At 58.4% G+C, this 19,614-nt stretch carries 21 protein-coding genes; 11 read left to right on the top strand and 10 right to left on the bottom strand.

All coding sequences use genetic code 11. From position 1 onward, the window contains the following. Nucleotides 1-42: 42 nt before the first annotated feature. Nucleotides 43-1,530, bottom strand: coding sequence for a UbiD family decarboxylase (locus TAN611_RS04905; RefSeq protein ID WP_203067355.1), 1,488 nt, complete (start codon nucleotides 1,528-1,530; stop codon nucleotides 43-45). A 397-nt stretch (nucleotides 1,531-1,927) separates the two neighbouring features. Between TAN611_RS04905 and TAN611_RS04910 the strand changes: the two genes are divergently transcribed. The 3 genes from TAN611_RS04910 (at nucleotide 1,928) to feaR (ending at nucleotide 3,919) form a co-directional block, all read left to right on the top strand. Then, on the top strand, nucleotides 1,928-2,152 hold the full coding sequence (locus tag TAN611_RS04910) for a DUF4762 family protein (protein WP_105229952.1): 225 nt from the start codon (nucleotides 1,928-1,930) through the stop codon (nucleotides 2,150-2,152). 398 nt (nucleotides 2,153-2,550) lie between these two features. After that, nucleotides 2,551-2,766 carry a DUF4762 family protein gene (locus TAN611_RS04915; protein WP_145961156.1) on the top strand — a complete coding sequence of 72 codons (216 nt, stop codon included), beginning with the start codon at nucleotides 2,551-2,553 and terminating at the stop codon, nucleotides 2,764-2,766. Between the two features lie 238 nt (nucleotides 2,767-3,004). Next, nucleotides 3,005-3,919, top strand: coding sequence for a transcriptional regulator FeaR (feaR, locus tag TAN611_RS04920; protein WP_203067356.1), 915 nt, complete (start codon nucleotides 3,005-3,007; stop codon nucleotides 3,917-3,919). A gap of 28 nt (nucleotides 3,920-3,947) precedes the next feature. Here the strand turns inward: feaR and TAN611_RS04925 are convergent, their stop codons facing one another. The 3 genes from TAN611_RS04925 to tehB form a co-directional block, all read right to left on the bottom strand. Then, nucleotides 3,948-5,447: an aldehyde dehydrogenase family protein gene (locus TAN611_RS04925; protein WP_105229954.1), complete on the bottom strand. Its 1,500-nt coding sequence runs from the start codon at nucleotides 5,445-5,447 to the stop codon at nucleotides 3,948-3,950. A gap of 164 nt (nucleotides 5,448-5,611) precedes the next feature. Beyond that, on the bottom strand, nucleotides 5,612-6,250 hold the full coding sequence (leuE, locus tag TAN611_RS04930; RefSeq protein ID WP_105229955.1) for a leucine efflux protein LeuE: 639 nt from the start codon (nucleotides 6,248-6,250) through the stop codon (nucleotides 5,612-5,614). Between the two features lie 175 nt (nucleotides 6,251-6,425). Continuing rightward, the gene (tehB, locus tag TAN611_RS04935; RefSeq protein ID WP_187043555.1) at nucleotides 6,426-7,034 is read right to left on the bottom strand and encodes a tellurite resistance methyltransferase TehB; all 609 of its coding nucleotides are present in this window, start codon (nucleotides 7,032-7,034) and stop codon (nucleotides 6,426-6,428) included. A 168-nt stretch (nucleotides 7,035-7,202) separates the two neighbouring features. Between tehB and TAN611_RS04940 the strand changes: the two genes are divergently transcribed. After that, nucleotides 7,203-8,306, top strand: a complete 1,104-nt coding sequence (locus TAN611_RS04940) for a DUF1615 domain-containing protein (protein ID WP_105229957.1) — start codon at nucleotides 7,203-7,205, stop codon at nucleotides 8,304-8,306. Between the two features lie 49 nt (nucleotides 8,307-8,355). On the opposite strand, the gene TAN611_RS04945 is transcribed toward TAN611_RS04940, so the two are convergent. After that, nucleotides 8,356-10,035: an alpha-keto acid decarboxylase family protein gene (locus tag TAN611_RS04945; protein WP_203067357.1), complete on the bottom strand. Its 1,680-nt coding sequence runs from the start codon at nucleotides 10,033-10,035 to the stop codon at nucleotides 8,356-8,358. 816 nt (nucleotides 10,036-10,851) lie between these two features. On the opposite strand from TAN611_RS04945, the gene pagP reads away from it, so the two are divergent. The 3 genes from pagP to TAN611_RS04960 all read left to right on the top strand — a co-directional run bounded on the left by pagP (nucleotide 10,852) and on the right by TAN611_RS04960 (nucleotide 12,423). Continuing rightward, on the top strand, nucleotides 10,852-11,442 hold the full coding sequence (gene pagP, locus TAN611_RS04950) for a lipid IV(A) palmitoyltransferase PagP (RefSeq protein ID WP_111737652.1): 591 nt from the start codon (nucleotides 10,852-10,854) through the stop codon (nucleotides 11,440-11,442). 135 nt (nucleotides 11,443-11,577) lie between these two features. Then, entirely contained in the window at nucleotides 11,578-12,060 is a 483-nt protein-coding gene (locus TAN611_RS04955) for a DUF2501 domain-containing protein (RefSeq protein WP_105229960.1), read from the top strand. Nucleotides 12,061-12,162: 102 nt separating this feature from the next. Further along, complete coding sequence (locus TAN611_RS04960; RefSeq protein ID WP_105229961.1) at nucleotides 12,163-12,423, top strand: DUF333 domain-containing protein; 261 nt, start codon at nucleotides 12,163-12,165, stop codon at nucleotides 12,421-12,423. 13 nt (nucleotides 12,424-12,436) lie between these two features. Here TAN611_RS04960 and TAN611_RS04965 read toward each other — a convergent pair whose 3' ends face one another. Then, on the bottom strand, nucleotides 12,437-13,048 hold the full coding sequence (locus tag TAN611_RS04965; RefSeq protein ID WP_105229962.1) for a hypothetical protein: 612 nt from the start codon (nucleotides 13,046-13,048) through the stop codon (nucleotides 12,437-12,439). Between the two features lie 78 nt (nucleotides 13,049-13,126). After that, complete coding sequence (locus TAN611_RS04970; protein WP_232251666.1) at nucleotides 13,127-14,032, bottom strand: LysR family transcriptional regulator; 906 nt, start codon at nucleotides 14,030-14,032, stop codon at nucleotides 13,127-13,129. Nucleotides 14,033-14,159: 127 nt separating this feature from the next. Between TAN611_RS04970 and TAN611_RS04975 the strand changes: the two genes are divergently transcribed. From TAN611_RS04975 to TAN611_RS04985, 3 genes are all read left to right on the top strand, one after another. Continuing rightward, a complete protein-coding gene (locus tag TAN611_RS04975; protein ID WP_203067753.1) occupies nucleotides 14,160-15,047 on the top strand; it encodes a pirin family protein in 888 nt (295 codons plus the stop codon). 198 nt (nucleotides 15,048-15,245) lie between these two features. Continuing rightward, nucleotides 15,246-15,578, top strand: coding sequence for a hypothetical protein (locus TAN611_RS04980; protein WP_203067754.1), 333 nt, complete (start codon nucleotides 15,246-15,248; stop codon nucleotides 15,576-15,578). A gap of 137 nt (nucleotides 15,579-15,715) precedes the next feature. Continuing rightward, nucleotides 15,716-15,973: a hypothetical protein gene (locus tag TAN611_RS04985; protein WP_105229966.1), complete on the top strand. Its 258-nt coding sequence runs from the start codon at nucleotides 15,716-15,718 to the stop codon at nucleotides 15,971-15,973. A 118-nt stretch (nucleotides 15,974-16,091) separates the two neighbouring features. Here TAN611_RS04985 and TAN611_RS04990 read toward each other — a convergent pair whose 3' ends face one another. Both TAN611_RS04990 and TAN611_RS04995 read right to left on the bottom strand, forming a co-directional pair. Beyond that, complete coding sequence (locus TAN611_RS04990) at nucleotides 16,092-16,838, bottom strand: DUF2076 domain-containing protein (RefSeq protein ID WP_105229967.1); 747 nt, start codon at nucleotides 16,836-16,838, stop codon at nucleotides 16,092-16,094. A 103-nt stretch (nucleotides 16,839-16,941) separates the two neighbouring features. Next, entirely contained in the window at nucleotides 16,942-17,733 is a 792-nt protein-coding gene (locus TAN611_RS04995) for a helix-turn-helix transcriptional regulator (protein WP_203067358.1), read from the bottom strand. A gap of 101 nt (nucleotides 17,734-17,834) precedes the next feature. Here TAN611_RS04995 and TAN611_RS05000 point away from each other — a divergent pair, with 101 nt between their 5' ends. Continuing rightward, a complete protein-coding gene (locus TAN611_RS05000; protein WP_105229969.1) occupies nucleotides 17,835-18,602 on the top strand; it encodes a class I SAM-dependent methyltransferase in 768 nt (255 codons plus the stop codon). A gap of 196 nt (nucleotides 18,603-18,798) precedes the next feature. On the opposite strand, the gene aqpZ is transcribed toward TAN611_RS05000, so the two are convergent. Then, nucleotides 18,799-19,494, bottom strand: coding sequence for an aquaporin Z (gene aqpZ, locus TAN611_RS05005; RefSeq protein ID WP_105229970.1), 696 nt, complete (start codon nucleotides 19,492-19,494; stop codon nucleotides 18,799-18,801). Nucleotides 19,495-19,614: the final 120 nt, after the last annotated feature.

Genomic DNA, 19,614 nt, shown 5'->3' on the forward strand with positions numbered 1-19,614 from the left:
CTCCCTTCCCGACGCAGTGCCGGCAAGGGAGCCGTTACGGGATTAAAAGCCGTAATCGCGCCAGCGGCGGTTCACCTGCTGTTTAATCGTCTCAGGGTAGGAGTGTTCAAAATTGGCGGTGGTGGCGCGCTGTCGCCCGGCGAATGCTTCCGGGAACAGACAGTTGATGATCATTTTACCGCCTCTGCCGGCCTGTTTATCCTCGGCGTCCAGATATGGCACCATGGGAATGCCGGGGCTGTCGCTAAAGTCATGGAAATCACGTTTCGGATGGCTGCGGGTTGCCAGCGCCCAGACCACCTGATTGATATCGGTGATATCGATATCGTTGCCGACCAGAAGTATTTTCGGCACCAGCCAGGCGACGTGCGAGGTGAAAAATTTGTCGGCAATCAGCTGTACCAGGCCGTCGGCGTCGGTATTCAGCGCCGCCAGTTTTTCAATATCCACCGACAGCACCAGCCAGCAGGTGGCGGCCTCATAGGAACACCAGGCCATATCGATCGGCAGTTGCTGCTGGCGGCAGTGTTTCAGCGCTTCGGCGGAAATCATGGTGCCCCACAGCGTGTGGTTTTCTTCCGGCGGCGTACCGGCGACGCAGATTGGCAAAATGGCGCGATCGCGATAGCTCACCGCCTTGACGTGGAACAACGGCTGCGGTTTACCTTCGGCGAACGCGTAACCGTGGTACTCGCCCATCGGGCCTTCCATCGCGGTTTGCCCGACGCTGATCTCGCCTTCCACCACGATTTCCGCCGAGGCTGGCACGTACAGATCGTTGGTTTCACATTTGACTACCTCCACCGGCCGGCCGGTCAGCGCGCCGATGTAGCCCGGTTCGCTGACCCAGGCGGGCAGCGGCATACCGGCGACCGCCATCGCCGCCGGCGGTGCGCCCAGCACCATCGCCCAAGGGGCATTCTTGCCCTGTTCACGCCACATTTGATGGATCATGCCGATATGCTGTTGCGCCATCGCCGGGCCGACCAGCGTGCGCCGATCGTGCAGCATGGCGCGCGCCACGGACCAGCTGTCCCAGCGGCCGTCGGGTGACTGCACCACGTGGAAGCCGTAGGTGGCGAAGTAACGACCGCCGTCTTCCTGGTGCAGCAGCGGAATGGGAAAGCGGTGCAGATCGACGTCATCGCCCAGCAGCACGTTCTGCTTGCAGGGTGCGCTGCTGACCTGAACCGGCGTGATGGGCGCCCGATCGCCGGCGCTGATAATCGTCTCCAGTATTTCGCGCGGCGTGGCGTTTTTCGGCAGGCCGAAGTGGGCGGCGAGACGGGCGTAGCGCTGGCCGTCGCGGCGGCTTAGCCCGGCCGGGGCGCCGAGGATCCTGAAGCCGTGCGGGTTGTTTTCCAGCGTCTGAAACAGCGGCGCCGGGGCGCCGGTTTCATAGACCTTGCGGGTAATCGCGCCGGCTTCCAGCTCAGAGCTGACGGTTATGTTGATATCCAGCAGTTCCTGATGCGCGCGCAAGTAGTCGATAAACTGGCGAAAGTCCGTGGCGGCAGGCAGATGGCTCATGCTTTTCTCCTCAATCACAGGTTGTTATCACCTGCCAGACTAGCTGAGAAGAGAGTGCGGGTCTGTGCGTAAGGTGGTGGTGTGGCGTATCAGCGTTTGTCGCTGATTTTTTATTGTTCGGCATAGGAGCAGGCCAGAGAAACGATAAGATTTGGCCTTATAGTATTATGTGTTATTTCGTTGGTGAATTTAAATGGGTGCATTTATGTGATTATTCTTGTTTTTTATTGCGGGTGTTTCTGTTTGTTGCCCGCGAAGATGGAATGCAATTGACTCTTTTTTTTATCGATCCATATAATTAATCGGCATGAGAGTAATATTTGTCTTGGTTATTGTTGAAAGTAAATCAAGATATTTTCTTATGCAAACACACCAATATCATTATTAAGGATAAAAAATGAAAAAGATGACCATGATGGAATCTTCCAACATCATCGGCGGTTATTATAACTGTTCAGCAACCACCTATGAGAAATCAACGGTAGGCGGAGTTGAAAGCTGCACCGCAGTCAGAAACTGCACCAACAAGTTTGGCCAGCCGACGAAAGTGATGTTTTACGTGCCAGTAAGCAACTGCGCCTCTACCGGCGGCGGCACCACCACGCCTCCAACGACGCCGTAATCGTTTTGCCGGGTGCGGCGCATTGCCGCACCCAATCCCCGCCTGTTTGATTTCAACGTTCGGCTTTACCCTCAGCAACGCGCTTCCGGCAATACCATTACCGACAGGTAGCGGATTTATGGTCAGTGATTTTACGCCCTCAGCACAGAGAGATGCTGCTTTTTATTTTCCATATGTTATAGATATATTCGCTGACGATTCATTTCAAGCGGAGTTAATTTTCTTTGAAAGTATTCAGTTATATCCCGTTGTTATCCATTTATGATGTTGTTATTTTACTCTCGTTCCCTGAGTGATTAGAATTGCTGGCGTGAGGGAGACGCTGTCTATGTGCTTCAGTTTAAAGATTGGCGCTTTTCTTATTTGATGTATCAATATCACCATATAAGGATATTACAATGAAAAAAATAAGCATGAAAAAAGCTGATAAGGTCATCGGCGGTTATATTCTTTTCTGCAGCCCGGAAACGTTTGAATGGGGCGCCGGGGGAAATAGCGATTTATGCTATTCGGTGGTGGAATGCCGCAATAAGTATGGCGTACCGCGCAAGACGATAAACGTTGTGGCCAAGAACTACTGCCCTGCCAAACCTGCTCCAACGCCTACGCCTTAAGGCCTGAGCCTGTCAGTGCGAAACAATCCCTGTAACAACTCCGGGGGCGGCAGCGTTGCCGCCCCCGATTTTTTTAGACGTTATCTTCCCCGCCGAATGCCGCCAGCGGGCGCAAACTTGTGATCGCATCGCTAAATCTCCCTTGTGTTGTTGCGTAAAAGTTAACGAGTGACTATGTTGGCTGAACGATCGACGCCGCTGTTATCTGCGTCACTGCTGATAGCTGGAAGGGGACATTATGGCGGTTACCGTACAGGCCCGGAGTGCCGGTTTTGACGAATGGCTGCAAAGCATCAACGCGGCCTGCGGGCGTTTTCGCGCCACAACGCTGGGGCCGGCGTTCAGCGGCGCGATGCAGGCATACCATACGCATGCGCTGCGGCTGAGCATCGTTGATGCGGCGCAGACGCGGCTGTACCGCACCCGGCGGGATGTCGCCCAGAGCAATGGCGGCTACTTTTTTACCGTCTTTCAACTGCGCGGCAGCGCCCTGATGGAGCAGGGTGAAAGGCAGGCATGCCTGTCGGCAGGCGATATGACGCTGATTGACGCCGGGCGGCCCAGCAATTTCCTGTTCCAGCATGATTCGCAGCAAATCTCGCTGCTTTTGCCGCGTCACTATCTTGAATCTCCGGCGCGTCGCGGCAAGGTGCAGTGCGCCGTGCGTCTTGATGCCGGGAATGCGCTGGTCAGATTCAGCCATCAACTGGTGTGCGGCTATATCAACGGCCCGACGCTGGGGGCGGAAGAGAGCGAAGCCACGCTGAACGCGCTGGCCAGCCTGCTGCATCCGCTGCTGGTCGGCGGGGAAGCGACGGGAGAGGAGGGCGAACGCGGGTTTAATCAGGCGCTACGCTTTATCGATCGCCATATTCAGTCCGAGAGTTTGCGGCCGGAGTGGGTGGCGGAGGAGATCGGCATGTCGCTGCGTACGCTGTACCGGCTGTTTGCCCGCCACGGGCTGGTGGTGGCGCAATATATTAAACAGCGCCGCCTGGAACTGTGCGCGCAGGCGCTGCGCCATGCGCCGGCATGGCAAAAATTATCCCATCTTAGCGATGACTGGGGGTTTCGCGACCACAGCCATTTTTCCACCGCGTTTAAAACGCACTTTGGCATTTCGCCCAGCGAATACCGCAAGCGCTATCAGTAAGCCCCCGGCCGGGCCGGGGGAAGGGCATTCAGTAGCGGATACAGACAGATTTGCTTTCGGTGTAGGCATCCAGCCAGTCCGGGCCGAAGTCGCGGCCGCTGCCTGACTGCTTAAAGCCGCCGAACGGCATATTGGCGTCAATCAGCGTATGGGTGTTGACCCACACCGTCCCGGCCTGAATGCGCGGCGTATAGGCCATCGCGGTTTGCAGGCTGGTGGTCCACAGGCTGGCGGTCAGGCCATAATCGGTATCGTTGGCCTTCTGCAGCGCCTCTTCACCGTCCGCCACCCGAATCAGGTTGACCACCGGGCCGAACACCTCTTCGCGCGTCAGGTTGAGGCTGTCGTCCGGGTTGACCACCAGCGTCGGCGGAATATAGAAGCCGTCGCCCGCCGGGCCGCTGGCGCCGCCGATCAGTTCGGCGCGCTTGTTTCTGGCGTCTTCCAGATAGGCGGCGACCTTGTCGCGGTGCGCGCGGGAAACCAGCGGGTTGATCTGCGCCGCCGGATCCATCCCCGGCCCGACGCTGAGGGATTTCACCGCCTGCTCAAAGCCGGCGACCAGTTGGTCGTAGATCGGCGCTTCAATATAGATCCGCGAGCTGGCGGCGCACACCTGGCCCTGATTCAGGAAGCTGCCCATCATCAGACCCTCAACCACCTGCGGGATATCGGCGTCTTTCAGCACGATGGCCGGGTTCTTGCCGCCCAGTTCTAACGTCACGCGCGTCAGCCGGTCAGCGGCGGCGCGGGCGATGCCCTTGCCGACGGCGGTCGAGCCGGTAAAGCTGACTTTGGCGACCAGCGGATGTTCGGTCAGCGCTTTGCCGCAGACGGCACCGCTGCCGGTCACCACGTTGAATACTCCCGGCGGCACGCCGGCTTCGCTGGCCAGTTCAGCCATCCGCAGCAGGGTCAGCGGCGTGGTTTCCGACGGTTTAATCACGATTGAACAGCCGGCGGCCAGAGCCGGCATCACTTTCCAGATGCCGATCATCAGCGGGAAGTTCCACGGCACGATGCCGGCCACCACGCCGATCGGCTCTTTGCGGGTATATACCTGGTAGTTGGCGCCCGGCGGCATCGGAATGGAAACGTCCAGCGTCTGGCCGGTGATTTTGGTGCTCAGCCCGGCGGTATAGCGCATCCAGTTCAGGGTGCAGCCCACTTCGAACGCGCGGGAGATATTGATGGATTTGCCCTGTTCCAGCGTTTCCAGCTGCGCCAACTCTTCGGCGTGCTGCTCTACCAGATCGGCATAGCGCAGCAAAATACGTTCACGCTCGGCCGGCAGGCGCCGTGACCAGACGCCGTCGCTGAACGCCCGATGGGCGGATTGCACCGCGCGGGCGACATCGTCCGCACTGGCGTCGGCGCTGGTGGCGATCTGTTTGCCGTCGGCGGGGTTATAGACCGGCAGCCGCGTCGCAGACTGCGAGCTCTGCCACTGTCCATCGATATACAAGCCGTGCTGACGTTCAAGAAAGCGCAACACGTTGTCCATCACTGCTACGGTAGTATCAGGCATATGCCCTCCTGTCATACGAAGAGATCGATCGGGAAAAACTTCACCGACTTAGCATAATCGCGATGGCGGGAGGAAAATTTGCTCTGTCTGACATTCGGTTTGTCCGCCGTGACAAAATGACGGCGGCATACCGGGGCGTTAAGGCGCCCCGGTTTTGGCGCGGTTCAGGAGCTGAGCGTCGCCAGGCGGGTGGCAAAGCCGAGGAACAGCAGGCCGATCAGGCCGTTGCCCAGTTTGGCCAGCCGTTTTTTATGGCTGAAGAAGTGCGCCAGCATGCTGCCGGCAAAGATCAGCGTGCTCATATAGATAAAGCTGACCGATTCCAGAATCAGCGCCAGAATGGTGTAAGACAGGCCGGTATGCGCGTAGTTGAAGTCGATAAACTGCACGAAGAAAGATACGTAAAACAAAATCGCCTTGGGGTTGGTCAGGCTGAGCGTCAGCGACTTGCGCAGAATGCTGTGGCTGTCTTCCAGCGTCTGGTGTTCCGGCAGATTTTTTTGCACAAAGTTGGCGTAGAGGATCTTCACGCCGAGGAACAGCAGATAAATTGCCCCCAGATAACGCACCAGCGTAAACAGCAGCGGCGTAGTGCGGATCAGCGTGGCCACGCCGATATAGGCGCAAAAAATCAAAATGGCGTCGCCGATAAATACGCCGAGGGCGGCGGTGTAACCGGCGCGGATACCGCGGGAGATGCCGGTTTTCAGTACGAACAGGGTATTAGGGCCGGGCAGCACGATAATAAATATCACCCCGGCCAGATAGGTCCATAAATTCAGGACGCCGAAACTTTCTAACACGATAACCTCTCAAAATGCCTGGCCGCATCTGCGCGTTGATCGTCGTGAAGCAGCGCGGCGTGCGGCGTAATCCCTGGCCCGTCTTTTGGCCGGGCGCGATCCTAACGCCGCGCGCCGAGATTGGCAACGCGATTCCCGCTTCGGCGTGCAGATAATCGGCCCTTGCGGGCGGCCGTCAGAGTGCGGACGGCTTGCGCGCCAGCAGCGTGGCGAAGCGCAGCTTGATGCGGTTGCCGTTGGCGTCGGTTTTATGCAGTTCGCCGACGTCTTCGTTGTATTTCACTATCTGCCAGTCCCGATAGTAGTTTTTCAGTTCATCGGGCTTAAAGGCGAAGGGGAACGGCAGCGGGCAGGGGAAATCCGGCGTATCCATCGCGGCGACGATCAGGTTATGGCCGCCGCTGACGGTGCTGGCCTGCATATCCTGAATGATTGACGGAATCGCCGCAGGCTGCAGAAACATCATGACTACCGTCGAGAGAATAAAATCATAGTCGCCGTGGAAACGCAGGTTGTTCAGATCCTGCTCGGCGGCCCGGATCGCGCTCAGCCCTTCGGCGTCGATAATGCGGTTCAGCTCGGCGATTGCCACGGCGTTTTTATCCCAGGCGGTGACGTCAAAGCCCTTCAACGCCAGATACAGCGCGTTGCGCCCGCCGCCGCAGCCCAGATCCAGCGCCTTGCCAGCGGGCAGTCGCCCGGCGGCGGCAATCACTTCCGAGTGGGTGCGGGTTAAGCCATATTTCTGATGAAAGTAGTCTTCCGGCTGAATGTCTGCGGACATGGTGTGCTCCTTGTTCGGGCTGAGTTTTAAATTGCATGTAAAATACACCTTATTGCGCCGGCTTGCCATCGCAGAATCGGTACGGCGGATTTTCCCGCGTGGGGCTGGATCATCCGGCGCGGCTGGGATAACGTCTTGGGCGCACATACCTTAACGATCAGGGAAAAGATGCCTAACTATCGAACATTTACCGGTCGCGCGCTGACGCTGACCGCGCTGCTGGTGTTGGCCGGCTGTACCAGCAAAATTACGCCGCAGGCGCCAAGCCGCACTCCGGCGGAGGTGAAGGCACAGGTGGTCAAACTGATGCCGGCCAACGCGCAGAATAAGCAGGGATGGGCCGGCGACATTAGCGCGGCCTTTGCCGCTCAGGGGCTGGACGCCAGCGATGAGAACCTGTGCGCCGTGCTGGCGGTGACCGAGCAGGAGTCCACCTTCCATGCTGACCCGCAGGTGCCGGGGCTGTCGAAAATCGCCTGGCAGGAGATCGACCGCCGGGCCGATAAGCTGCATATCCCGCATTTTGTGGTGCGCACCGCGCTGCTGCTTAAATCATCCAACGGCAAAAGCTACAGCGAGCGCCTGGACAAGGTGCGCAGTGAAAAAGAGCTGAGCGCCATCTTCGACGACTTTATCGATATGGTGCCGATGGGGCAGCGCCTGTTCGGCAACCTCAATCCGGTGCATACCGGCGGGCCGATGCAGGTCAGCATCGCTTTTGCCGAAGCGCATGCCAAAGGTTACCCGTACTCGGTCGACGGCTCTATTCGTCGCGAAGTGTTCAGCCGCCGTGGCGGCATGTATTTCGGCATTATGCACCTGCTGGATTATCCGGCCAATTACAGCCGCTCGCTGTACCGCTTCGCCGACTTTAACGCCGGCTGGTACGCCAGCCGCAATGCCGCCTTCCAGAGTGCGGTCAGCCAGGTCAGCGGCATTCCGCTGGCGCTGGACGGCGATTTGATTATTTATGGCAGTGATAAGCCGGGCACCACCGAACTGGCGGTACGCACGCTGGCGAAGCGGCTGGATATCAGTCATTCCGCCATTCGTCGTGCGCTGGAGAAAGGGGATACGCTGGAGTTTGAAGACACCGATCTGTATCAGCAGGTGTTTGCGCTGGCGGATAACACCGCCGGGAAAAAACTGCCGCGTGAAATGCTGCCGGGCATTACCCTGGAAAGCCCGAAAATTACCCGTAAACTGACCACCGCCTGGTTCGCCAAGCGGGTGGACGAGCGGCGTCAGCGCTGTATGGCGCGCGCCCGCTAAGACGGAATGCGGCCGGCGGGGCAGTGCCTGACGCCGGCCGTGGAGAGCGTTATGCGCTGCGGCGCGGGTTGGTCAGGCCGAAGTTAAAGCTGTTGCAGCGGTTGCAGAACTCTTTCATCACCGGCGGCGTATCCATCATCGGCAGTTTTACCTCGATAAACGCCAGCGTCTCCTGACGTGAGGCGTGTTCCAGCGCTATTTCCAGCTGCTGGCTGGTTTCTACCGCTGCGCAGAACGGCCGCGCCTGGGTATTAAGCACCGCCGGCAGTTTGGCGTAGTCCCACGGGCCAATATCGTTGTAGGACGAATTTTCCCCCAGAATGTAGCGCTCAATGGTGTAGCCGTCGTTATTAATCAGGAAGATGATCGGTTTCTGCTCATAGCGCAGCAGGGTCGAGACTTCCTGCGCGGTCAGCTGGAAGGAGCCGTCGCCGATAAACAGCATATGGCGTCGCTGCGGCGCCGCCATCAGCGTGCCGAGCAGCGCCGGCAGGGTGTAGCCGATCGAGCCCCAGATCGGCTGGTTAACCACTTTTACCCCGTCCGGCATTCGTATGCCGCCGACGGCCGCGCCCGAGGTGCCGTTTTCCACCACCAGTACGTCATCCTCACGAATAAAGCGACTCATTCGCTGCCAGAAATAGGCCTGATCGAGCGGCGCGTCGCTCGGCGCGGCCAGCTGGGCGTGCGGGTTAGGCAGCGTTGCCATTGGCGCGGCGTGTGGCCGATCGTCGGCGTCGAGCAGCGCCTGCAGTAAATCGGCGGTCGCCACCGCCGGGTAGGCGGTGTTATCCAGTTTCAGCGAGTAGGGCTGGATATCAACCTGCGCCGCGGCCGGGATTTGGTGGGAGAAATAGCCGGTGGTGGAATCCACCAGACGTACGCCAAAGCTCAGCACGCAGTCGGATTTGGCCATCAGTTCAAACAGCTCCGGACGCGACAGGTTGCCGCTGTAGCCCCCCATCCAGCCGGCGGTCGTCTCCGGAATAATGCATTTGGCGGTTGGCATATTGGTCAGCGCAATGCCGAAGCGTTGCGCCACGGCGATAGTCAGTTGCTGCAGCTGATAGCGGTCGACCATTTGATCAACCAGCATCAGCGGATGTTTGGCGCTGCGCAGCCGCTGCAGCAGCGCCTTGGCGGCCAGCTGCAGGTTGTGCGGATCGCTGGCGGGCAGCTGCGGCGCGGCAACCGGCCCGGCGATATCGATCTGCACCTCGCAGATATCTGACGGCAACTGCAGATAGACCGGTTTTTTCTCCGTCCAGGCGGCGGCAATCACCCGTGGAATTTCTCTGGCGGCGTTTTCCGGCGTAATCAGCGCCTGGGCGACGGTAAACTGTTTAAAGCAGTTCATCACGTTGTCGAAGTTGCCGTCCGCCAGCGAATGGTGCAGCAGGGCGTGATCTTTCATCGCGTGCAACGGCGGGGTGCCGGCCAGACAGATCACCGGCGATGACTCGGCATAGGCGCCGGCAATGCCGGACAGCGCGGCCAGATCGCCGACGCCATAGGTGGTAATCAGCGCGCCGGCGCCGTTGAGACGGGCATAGCCGTCGGCGGCGTAAGAGGCGTTCAGCTCGTTGCAGTTGCCGACAAACTGCACGCTATCGTCATGCTCAATCATTTCCAGCAGCGACAGATTATAATCGCCGGGCACGCCGTAGATATGTTCAATATTCAGGGTGCGAAGTTGTTGCAGGATAAATTGTCCGATAGTGATTTTCATCTCTAGCTCCGAATTCATTGTCTTTTTTGTTTCAGGTAGAAATCAGCAAGCGTGGCTGCTGGCGATGTTGTATTTGTCGGTGTACAGAGGTCGCGAGGCGTTAATGGCATTGCGTCCGTTGCTATAACAGTTATGTAAACACGGGCGGGCTTCAAGATAACGGCGGCTGGCGCCGTATGCCGGAAATGTATGGGGAGCTTTACGTATGAAACTATCTGAAAACGATAAATTGGCAGGCTGATAATGTGGGCCGGGTATTTTTCAGCGGCGAAAGGATGAAGGAAAAATAGTGCGGATGATGCCGGGCGGCGTATTGGCAAGGACAGGGAAGAATAGCCGGTACTTTTACCGGTATGCATTTTTCTGGCGTGGATGAGGGGCCGGTAGGCCGACGGAGATTAACGCCGGTGTAGCAGCAGACGGCCGCGAAACGACGTAATATCAATAATTAACCGTGCTAATTGTTTTTTAAACATAACTTGTCACAAATGATTTACATCTAATTAACTGCGCTATGTGGGGGAAATGTGTGCGGCAGTTAACAATTACCGTGACAGGTCAGGCCGCCGGCGCCGCGTGCGATCACATTCTGATTTTTGAGCGGGGTAAATATTTTTTCACGGCGCTGCCGGGCGCTATTTTCGTCGAGGTCTTACCGGGTTCTGGTCCGGTAAAAACGAAATGTCGATATTCAGCGGCTAAACTTAACGAAAAGACAACGAACAGCGGTTTACGGCGGGAAAGTGTTGCCCTGGCTTGATCTTGCAGGTGCAATCGGTAAGAATCCCCGGCCGTAATTTGTACAGGAGTTATTTTATGTTGTTGAAACGGACATGCATTGCCGGCTGTATGGCGTTGATATTTCCTGCACTGCCTTCTTTGGCTGAGGTTAGTTCAGAAAATAGCACTGCCGCACCGGTGGAGAAACCGGGCCTGTGGCAGCGCTTTACGGACAACGTTGCGGAAACCTGGAACAATTCGCCGAACCACGATCTCTATATTCCGGCGATCACCTGGCACAACCGCTGGACGTACGACGATGAACATATCGACAAGTACAACGAGCGGCCATGGGGCGCCGGCTACGGCATCTCGCGCTTCGATCAGGACGGCGACTGGCACGGCATTTATATCATGGCGTTTAAAGACTCCTTTAATAAATGGGAGCCGATCGGCGGCTACGCCTATGAGAAAATCTGGCGTCCGCTGGATGATAAGGATTTCCGCCTGGGGCTGGGCTTCACCGCCAGCGTGACCGCCCGCGATAACTGGAACTATATCCCGATCCCTGCGCCGCTGCCGCTGGCGTCGGTCGGTTATAAAAAACTGACGTTTCAGGCGACCTATATTCCCGGCACCTACAATAACGGCAACGTGTTCTTCGCCTGGCTGCGCTGGCAGTTTTGAGCCGCCGCAGTTTGCTCATAATCCTAAAAATTCTGCGGCGAACAGTTAAATGGAACTTGTCGACGCGCACAGCGTCCGAAAGTATGTTCCGGCGATATCGCCGTTTACCGTAGAGAAGACAGGAGTTTGAACACTATGAATAATAAGCATCGTGCATTGTTGGCGCTGGCATTGGCCACCTCATTGAGCGCCGGCGCGGCGCAGGCCGGTTTAATGGATTCCGTCAGCAACGCCGCCGGCGAACTGAGCAAATCCGGTGGGGAAAGCGGCGGTACGTCGCTGTCGACCCTGACCGGTCTGCTGAACGGCGGCGACAAGGCGCTGAGCTCCGGCAGCATGACCAACGCGGCCGGTATCCTGCAGTACTGCGTGAAAAACAATGTCCTGTCGGAAAGCGGCGCGGCGGATGTGAAAGACAAACTGCTGGGGAAACTGGGCATCAGCAGCGAGTCTGACGCCAAAAGCGAAGACTACCAGCAGGGGCTGGGCGGCCTGCTGCAAACCGGCGAAGGCAAGAGCCTGGATCTGAACAACCTCGGCACCTCGCAGATCACCGAAAAAGTGAAGCAGAAAGCCTGCGATCTGGTGTTGAAACAGGGCAAATCCTTTATTTCTTAAGCACCTGATATTATCTGACGCTGCGGGGCGTGATGCGCCGCAGCGTTGTTGTTTCTACCCCTCGCGCGTGACTTACGGCGCGGGCCGGATCACAGTGAAATCATGAAAAAAACGTTGTTGCTTTCCCTGCTCGCAGGCGCAGCGCTGCTGCAAGGATGTCAGATGAAAACCAATAATGATGCGCCGCCGCCGCCACGAACCATCGGCATGGCGAATCCGGCCGATGTTTACTGCACGGAGATTGGCGGCAAACTGAACGCCAAAGAGAATGAGCACGGCCAGTATTCCACCTGTACGCTGCCAAGCGGTGAAGAAATTGAGAGCTGGCAGCTGTTCCGCCGTGACCATCCGGTGAAAAAATAGCGCGCCGGCGCGCTTAAAACTGGCCGGCGTCAATGGCCTGAAATTGCACCTTACCGTGGCTGTGCAGGCTGATGGGCAGCCGCCAGTTGTGGTCGCTGGCCAGCGCAAAGGGCTGTGAACGGTAGCTGCAGCCGCTTTGGATATCTTTCACTTTCATCACATAGCGTTCCGCCGCGGTGGTCTGGATACTGAAACTGGCGGCGGCGGGAATAAACAGGTCGGCGACGTGCTGCGGGTTTTCCGCACTGGCCAGCTTTACCCGCACGGCGAAGGCGTTATGCTGATTATCCAGCGTGATGCGCTGCGTCCGGCCGCGTTCCTGTGCGTCGGGCTGCCGTAAATAGCCGGCGGAATCCGGCCAGGGGCTGCCCTGGTTGTCGTGCAGCGGCCCGCCGCACTGCCCGCGCGCCTCGCGCGGCGGCACTTCGCGCTGAATATCATAGTGGGGCTGCGCGGCCGGGGAGAGCGGCTCGGCCTGCGGGTCGGTGCGCAGATAGCGCTTCACGGCGATGACGCCCAGCGCCACCAGCATAAAAAAGATAAAGGTCGTCAGACGGCGGCTGAATACCATGCCAAACAGCCTGCCGGGTAATTGAAACAGCCACCTTGCGATTCTCAGTAACATAGTTTTCCTTTAGCGCCCAAACCGTTACGTCTGCGGTAACGTTGTTATTGCACAGTATAGACAACATCCTGCCGGAGATTACTCTTCTTCCAGCGCGGCAAACTGCTGGCCGAGATAATCCAGCAGCAGCCGCACCGCCGGCAGCAGGCCGCGGCGGGACGGGTAGACCGCATGCACGATACCGCCTTCGGGGTGCCAGTCAGGCAGCAGCGGGGTTAAATCGCCGCGTAGCATTTCATCGTGCATCATCATACGCGGCAGTTGCACAATGCCGGCGCCGGCGATCGCCGCTTTACGCAGCATCAGCATATCGTCGCTGACCAGGCGCGGATGGTGCTCCCAGCGGAAGGTTTTTTCCTGCGGGCCGTACAGCGTCCACTGATGTTGCGCGCGCGCCGGGCCGAGGTCGAGCGTCGGGTAGCGCTCCAGATCCTCCGGCTGCCGCACTTCGCCCAAGGTGCGTACCAGCGCCGGGCTGGTGGCGATACACCAGCGACGGGTCGCCAGTACTTTCAGCACCAGATCGCTGTCTTCCAGCGGCGGCGGGCGTACGCGGATGGCCAGATCCAGCCCTTCGCCCACCACGTCTACCCGCCGGTTGGTGGCCTCCAGATGCAGCGTGACCTGCGGATAATCCGCCATAAAGGCGGCCAGCATATCGCCAACGCGGGTATGCAAAATCGCCACCGGACAGCTCATGCGCACCGTGCCGCAAGGCTCGGCACGGGTTTGTTCGATCGCCTGCTGCGCCGCTTCGGCCTCTACCAGCATCGCCTTGCAGTGGCGGTAATAGCTCTGGCCGACCTCGGTGACCGAGAAGCGACGCGTTGAGCGCTGCAGCAGCCGCACGCCGAGCCGCTCTTCCAGCAGCGCCACCCGGCGGCTGAGCTTGGATTTGGGGATGCCGAGCGCCCGGCCGGCCGGGGCAAATCCCCGGTGATCCACCACGCTGGCGAAAAAGAACAGATCGTTTAAATCAACCAACACCGTCACTCCATTGTTCTACTGGTAGAACGCTGAGTGTATATCTTGCCGACTACCTGAGCAATTCAGAGTGAATTACACTGCCGTCATCGAGTAGGGCCGTGGGGTCCGCAACCGGAGAGAAATGATGAAAAAGATCCTTGGCGTGTATGACAGCCCGCAGGCGCACTGGGTCGGCAACGGTTTTCTGGTCAACTCCCTGTTCTCATATAACGAGCTTGGGGCGGAAATGAGCCCGTTCCTGCTGTTGGATCATGCGGCGCCGACCAAGTTTCGTGAAACCACCGGGCGGCGCGGCGTCGGCCAGCATCCGCACCGTGGGTTTGAAACCGTAACCATCGTCTATCAGGGAGAAGTGGAACACCGCGACTCCACCGGCGGCGGCGGCGTGATTGGCCCCGGCGATGTACAGTGGATGACGGCGGCTTCCGGCATTCTGCATGAAGAGTTTCATTCTACGGCGTTTTCCCGCCGCGGCGGCACCGTAGAGATGGTGCAACTGTGGGTGAACCTGCCGGCCAAAGACAAAATGGAGGCGCCGGGTTACCAAACGCTGCTGAATCAGGCGATTCCGCAGGTTCCGCTGGCGGACGGTGCCGGCCAGGTACGGGTGATTGCCGGTAACTTTGACGGTCACGCCGGCCCGGCGCGCACCTTCAGCCCGCTGAACGTCTGGGATATGAAGCTGAATGCCGGCCATCGCACGGAGCTGACGGTGACCGAGGGCCATACGTTGGCGCTGGTGATCCTGCACGGCGCGGTGCTGGTCAATGATGAGCAGATCGTGCGTGAAACCCAGATGGTGCGTTTGGATCGCGCCGGCGACAGCATCACCGTTGAGGCCAACAACGACGTGAGCCTGCTGGTGCTCAGCGGGGAGCCGATCGATGAACCGATCGTCGGTTACGGCCCGTTTGTGATGAACAGCGAAGCGGAGATCCAGCAGGCGTTTCATGATTTCAACAGCGGCGAGTTTGGCGTGATGCCGCCGGTGGAAGCGCAGTTGGAACGCTGAACAATTCTGCCATCTACTCTTATTGCCGGTCAGTACATGCTGACCGGCATTTTTATGGGTGCGGCAGGCATTTTCCTTACGTAATCCTGCGTGATGTAAGCAAATGGCAGCATGGTGAAAAGGTAGCGAAAAGCCGCTTTCTCAGCGTATTGGCGCGGAGTAGGTTAGGGACGTTCCCGTTCAATAAGGAGTGATATGATGAAAATGCGATTGAAAGCTCTGGCGCTGCCGGCGCTGGCCGCCGCGGTGTTGTTCAGCAGCAGCGCGATATCGGCACCGACGGCCAAAGAGGCGCCTGCACCGCAGATGGCGGGGAAAGAGCGCCCGCCGTTCCCGGGGCCGCATCCGATGCCTAAGCCCGGCTTCTGCCACGGCGGCGAGCTGTTTTGCGCCTCATCGCTGAGCAACAACCCGACGGAAACCATCAATAAGCTGACCTCGGTGATCCCGGCGGGCAAGGCCAAGCGCTATGAAGTACGGGTGTCGGTGGTTGAGCTGCCGGCTCAGCCGCCGGTGCCGCCTGCGTCTTAATGGGGGTATGCCGGCCGAAATGAGCCGGCCGGCTTACCGCAGGCGGCGCTGGTTTACGCTTCTTTACGTAGGGGCTGCTTGAAATTGCAGCAATTGATCCCCATATAATACCTATTCGACGATAAAAGGAGAGGCATATGGGAATCAGTGAAGAAGAATATATTCGTCGCCAAAGTCGGGAGAAACACGCCGTCGGTAATATGGCGAAGTGGGTAGCGATTGTTTCGGCGGTATATTTTGTTTTGATGGTCTTCTACGGTCATCCGACCGGCGTACTGGCCATGTCCGGCGTCATGTTTCTGGTGTCCACTACCACTTGGCTGAAGAAGCGCCAGAAAGTAAAGTCCTACCGTCGCGCGCTGGCGCGTATCGAAACGGACGAAGTCCCGCAGTAATCCCCGTACCGGCAGGGCGTCAGCCGTGCCCCGGCAACCAGTCTGATGCGTTCCTTGTCACGGGCAATAAAAATGCCAGACAGGCGGCGCTGGCTGGCATTGCGGGCGGCGTTAATCGTTAAAGAAATGAATCATCATCATTGCCGAAGCCGTCATCGTCGGCGAAATCATCGCTCTGATAATCGGCATTCTGCCAGCCGCTGTCCTGCGACAGGAAGCTGCCGTCACCGTTGTTAAAGGTGTCGAGATTATTGGACGCATCAAACTCACGCATCGCGCTATCATCCTGCAGCGCAGCGTTCTGCGCGTCGTCGGCGGGCGTTTCATTAATGATATTCACAATCTCTTCCGGCTGGGTATGGCGGAACATACCGGTCAGCATATCCGCCAGCATGACGCCGCCGGCAACCCCTGCGGCAGTCTGCAGCGCACCGCCGAGGAAACTGCCGGCGCGTGACGGCGTGGCCTGCTGCTGTTGCGGCGCATAGCCGCCCTGCGGCTGATTATTCCACGCGGCGTTGTTCTGCTGACGCGCCTGGGCCTGAGCCTGCGGGCTGGGGGCGCTGCGGCCGGTACCGCCGCCAAACAGCCCGGCGAGAAATCCGCCGCTGCTTTGCTGGCCGGCGCCGTTCTGCTGTAGCTGCGTGACTTGGCCTTCCAGCTCTTTGACCCGCTGATCCAACTGCTTCAGCGCGGCTTCCTGAATAATGATCGCCTGCGCCATATAGTAAGGCGCGGCGGGCTGTTCGCTCAGATGCCGGTTAATTTGCTGTTCTGCCTGAGCATCCCGTTGTCCCGTTTTGGTTTCAGCCTCTTTTAAGCGGCCGAACAGGCCATCGATAAGGCGTTGTTCTTCTGATTGCATTGGATGACTCCAGGAAAATAAAGATTGATCGCTGTCACGTTAGCCGGTTTGCCGGCGGCAATAAATAGCGCGTCAGTAAAGCTGGCTGCAAATTTGTTACCAATTACGGCAAGGGCATCAGCATCACCAGCTTCAGCGCGCTGCTTTCCGCCGGGTGCAGGGTCAGCTGCTGGTAGCGCATCTGGCCCTGCTCGGCATGGCGAAAACGACGCTCCCCGCCGGCGCGCGCCATCACGTCGTGCTGTTGCCACCAATGGTTAAAATCTTCGCTGTGGTGCGTCATCTGGCGCACGAAAGCGCGCATGGTTTCGCTGCTCTGATGATGGCTGGTTTCTGCGCGGAACTCGGCTACCACGCGGCGGGCGCGATCCGGCCAGTCATCGACCAGCGTTTTTGCCAGCGGATGGAAAAACATAAAGTGCAGCAGATTAGGCTGGGTCTCCTCGCCCAGCCAGCCGGCAAACAGCGCTTCCGCCTGGGCGTTCCAGGCCAGCATATTCCAGGTGATGTCCAGCAGATAACAGGGCACCGTTACCGCCTGTACGCTGTGCAAAATCAGTTGATTGACGCCGTCCTGTTGCGGCGTCTGTTGCGGGTCGGCCACGCGCGCCAGGGTAAACAGGTAGTGACGTTCCGCATTACCGAGGCGCAGCGCCTTGGCGATGCGCGCCAGCGTGTGCGGTGAAATCGACACTTCTCGCCCCTGCTCTATCCAGGTATACCAGGTGGCGCTGATGCCGCTGATTTGCGCCAGCTCTTCCCGGCGCAGGCCGCTGGTGCGGCGGCGCGGCGAACTGGGCAGGCCGATCATTTCCGGCGTGATGCGTTCCCGGTGGGCGCGCAGGAATGCGCCCAGGGCCTTCGGGCCGGACAGGGCTTCTGATGTTGAGGTCATAGCATGGTACCTTCTTATACCAGGATAACTGCTTATATTGTACCCGTATAGTAAGCAGATTATAGTCGCTGGCAGTGATTCACAACCAGTCAGGAGCCGCTATGAACAGCAATAGCCACAACGATGCCGTCGACCGTCAGTTTGGCGCACAGGCCAGCGCCTATTTAACCAGTGCGGTGCACGCGCAGGGCAATGATTTACAACGTCTGGGCCGGCTGCTGGCGGCGCACCCGCAGGCGCGGGTGCTGGATCTGGGATGCGGCGCCGGGCATGCCAGCTTTACGGCCGCCGCGCAGGTGTCGCAGGTCGTGGCCTACGATTTGTCGGCGCAGATGCTAGCGGTGGTTGCGCAGGCGGCACAGGAGCGGGGGCTGAGCAATATTCAGACGCAGCAGGGCGTGGCGGAGTCGCTGCCCTTTGCCGACGGCGACTTTGATCTGGTGATCAGCCGCTATTCGGCACACCACTGGCATGATGTCGGGCAGGCGCTGCGTGAAGTCAAACGGGTGCTGAAGCCGGGCGGCAAGGCGATCCTGATGGATGTGGTCTCGCCGGGGCATCCTTTGCTGGATATTTATCTGCAGACCGTTGAGGTGCTGCGCGATACTTCGCACGTGCGCAACTATGCGCCGGGTGAGTGGTTAAGCATGCTGACGGCGGCGGGGTTGCGGGCGGAAGAGGTGACCAGCGACCGTCTGCCGCTGGAGTTCAGCAGTTGGGTGGCGCGGATGCGCACGCCGGAGACGCTGGTGGCCGCCATCCGGGAGTTTCAGCGGCAGGTGTCCGACGAGGTGGTCAGCCATTTCGCCATTCAGCCGGACGGAACCTTTACCAGCGATATTATGATGCTGGTGGCGCGGCGCGGTTAAAAAAATAAGGCTGCCGGTGACGGCAGCCTTACGCGTATTTGCTATTTATACCCTCAATAATTCGAGTTGCAGGAAGGCGGCAAGGGAAGGAGTCCCGATGCGTTGACTCAGGTCAGTGATTCGGGTGACTGAGCGCCGCCAACGCACCTGCAGCTTGAAGTAGGACGGGTATACACCGACCGGGTTAACGCGGTGCTTATTGTTTATCTTCCAGCAGGCAGCGGTAAATCAGGCCGCCGATGATGCCGCCGACCAGCGGTACCAGCCAGAAGATCCACAGCTGTTCCAGCGCCCAGGTACCCTGGAAAATCGCGACGCCGGTACTACGCGCCGGGTTGACCGAGGTATTGGTGACCGGAATGCTGATTAAGTGAATCAGGGTCAGCGCCAGACCGATAGCCAGCGGCGCAAAGCCTGCCGGGGCGCGTTTGTCTGTGGCGCCGTGAATAATAATCAGGAAGAAAGCGGTTAATAATAATTCAATAACGATCGCCGCCTGCAGTGAATAACCGCCCGGCGAGTGTTCACCAAAGCCATTGGAGGCGAAACCGCTGGCGGTAGCATCAAAGCCGGCTTTACCGCTGGCAATGGTATACAGCGCTGCGGCGGCGACAATGGCGCCGATAACTTGCGCAATGATATACGGGATAACGTCTTTTGCCGGAAAACGGCCGCCGGCAAATAAGCCTACGGTTACCGCCGGGTTAAAGTGTCCGCCGGAAATATGGCCAACGGCGTAAGCCATGGTGACAACGGTTAAACCAAATGCCAGTGCCACGCCGGCAAAACCAATGCCTAATTCAGGAAAGGCCGCAGCTAATACGGCGCTGCCGCAACCGCCAAACACCAACCAAAATGTGCCAAAAAATTCGGCAAAGAATCGCTTTAACATAGACTCCATCCTATCGGGATAGCTAACGGGTGTTAGCATTAAAAACTATAGAACACCTTTTTAATTTGTCGCGGACGTTTTGACCATTTTCTTTATGGGCATATAAAACGCGCGCGCTAT

Origin of the sequence: Serratia sp. Tan611 (assembly GCF_905188235.1) — a bacterium.
In the GTDB taxonomy this organism is placed as follows: Bacteria; Pseudomonadota; Gammaproteobacteria; order Enterobacterales; family Enterobacteriaceae; genus Serratia_B; species Serratia_B rhizosphaerae.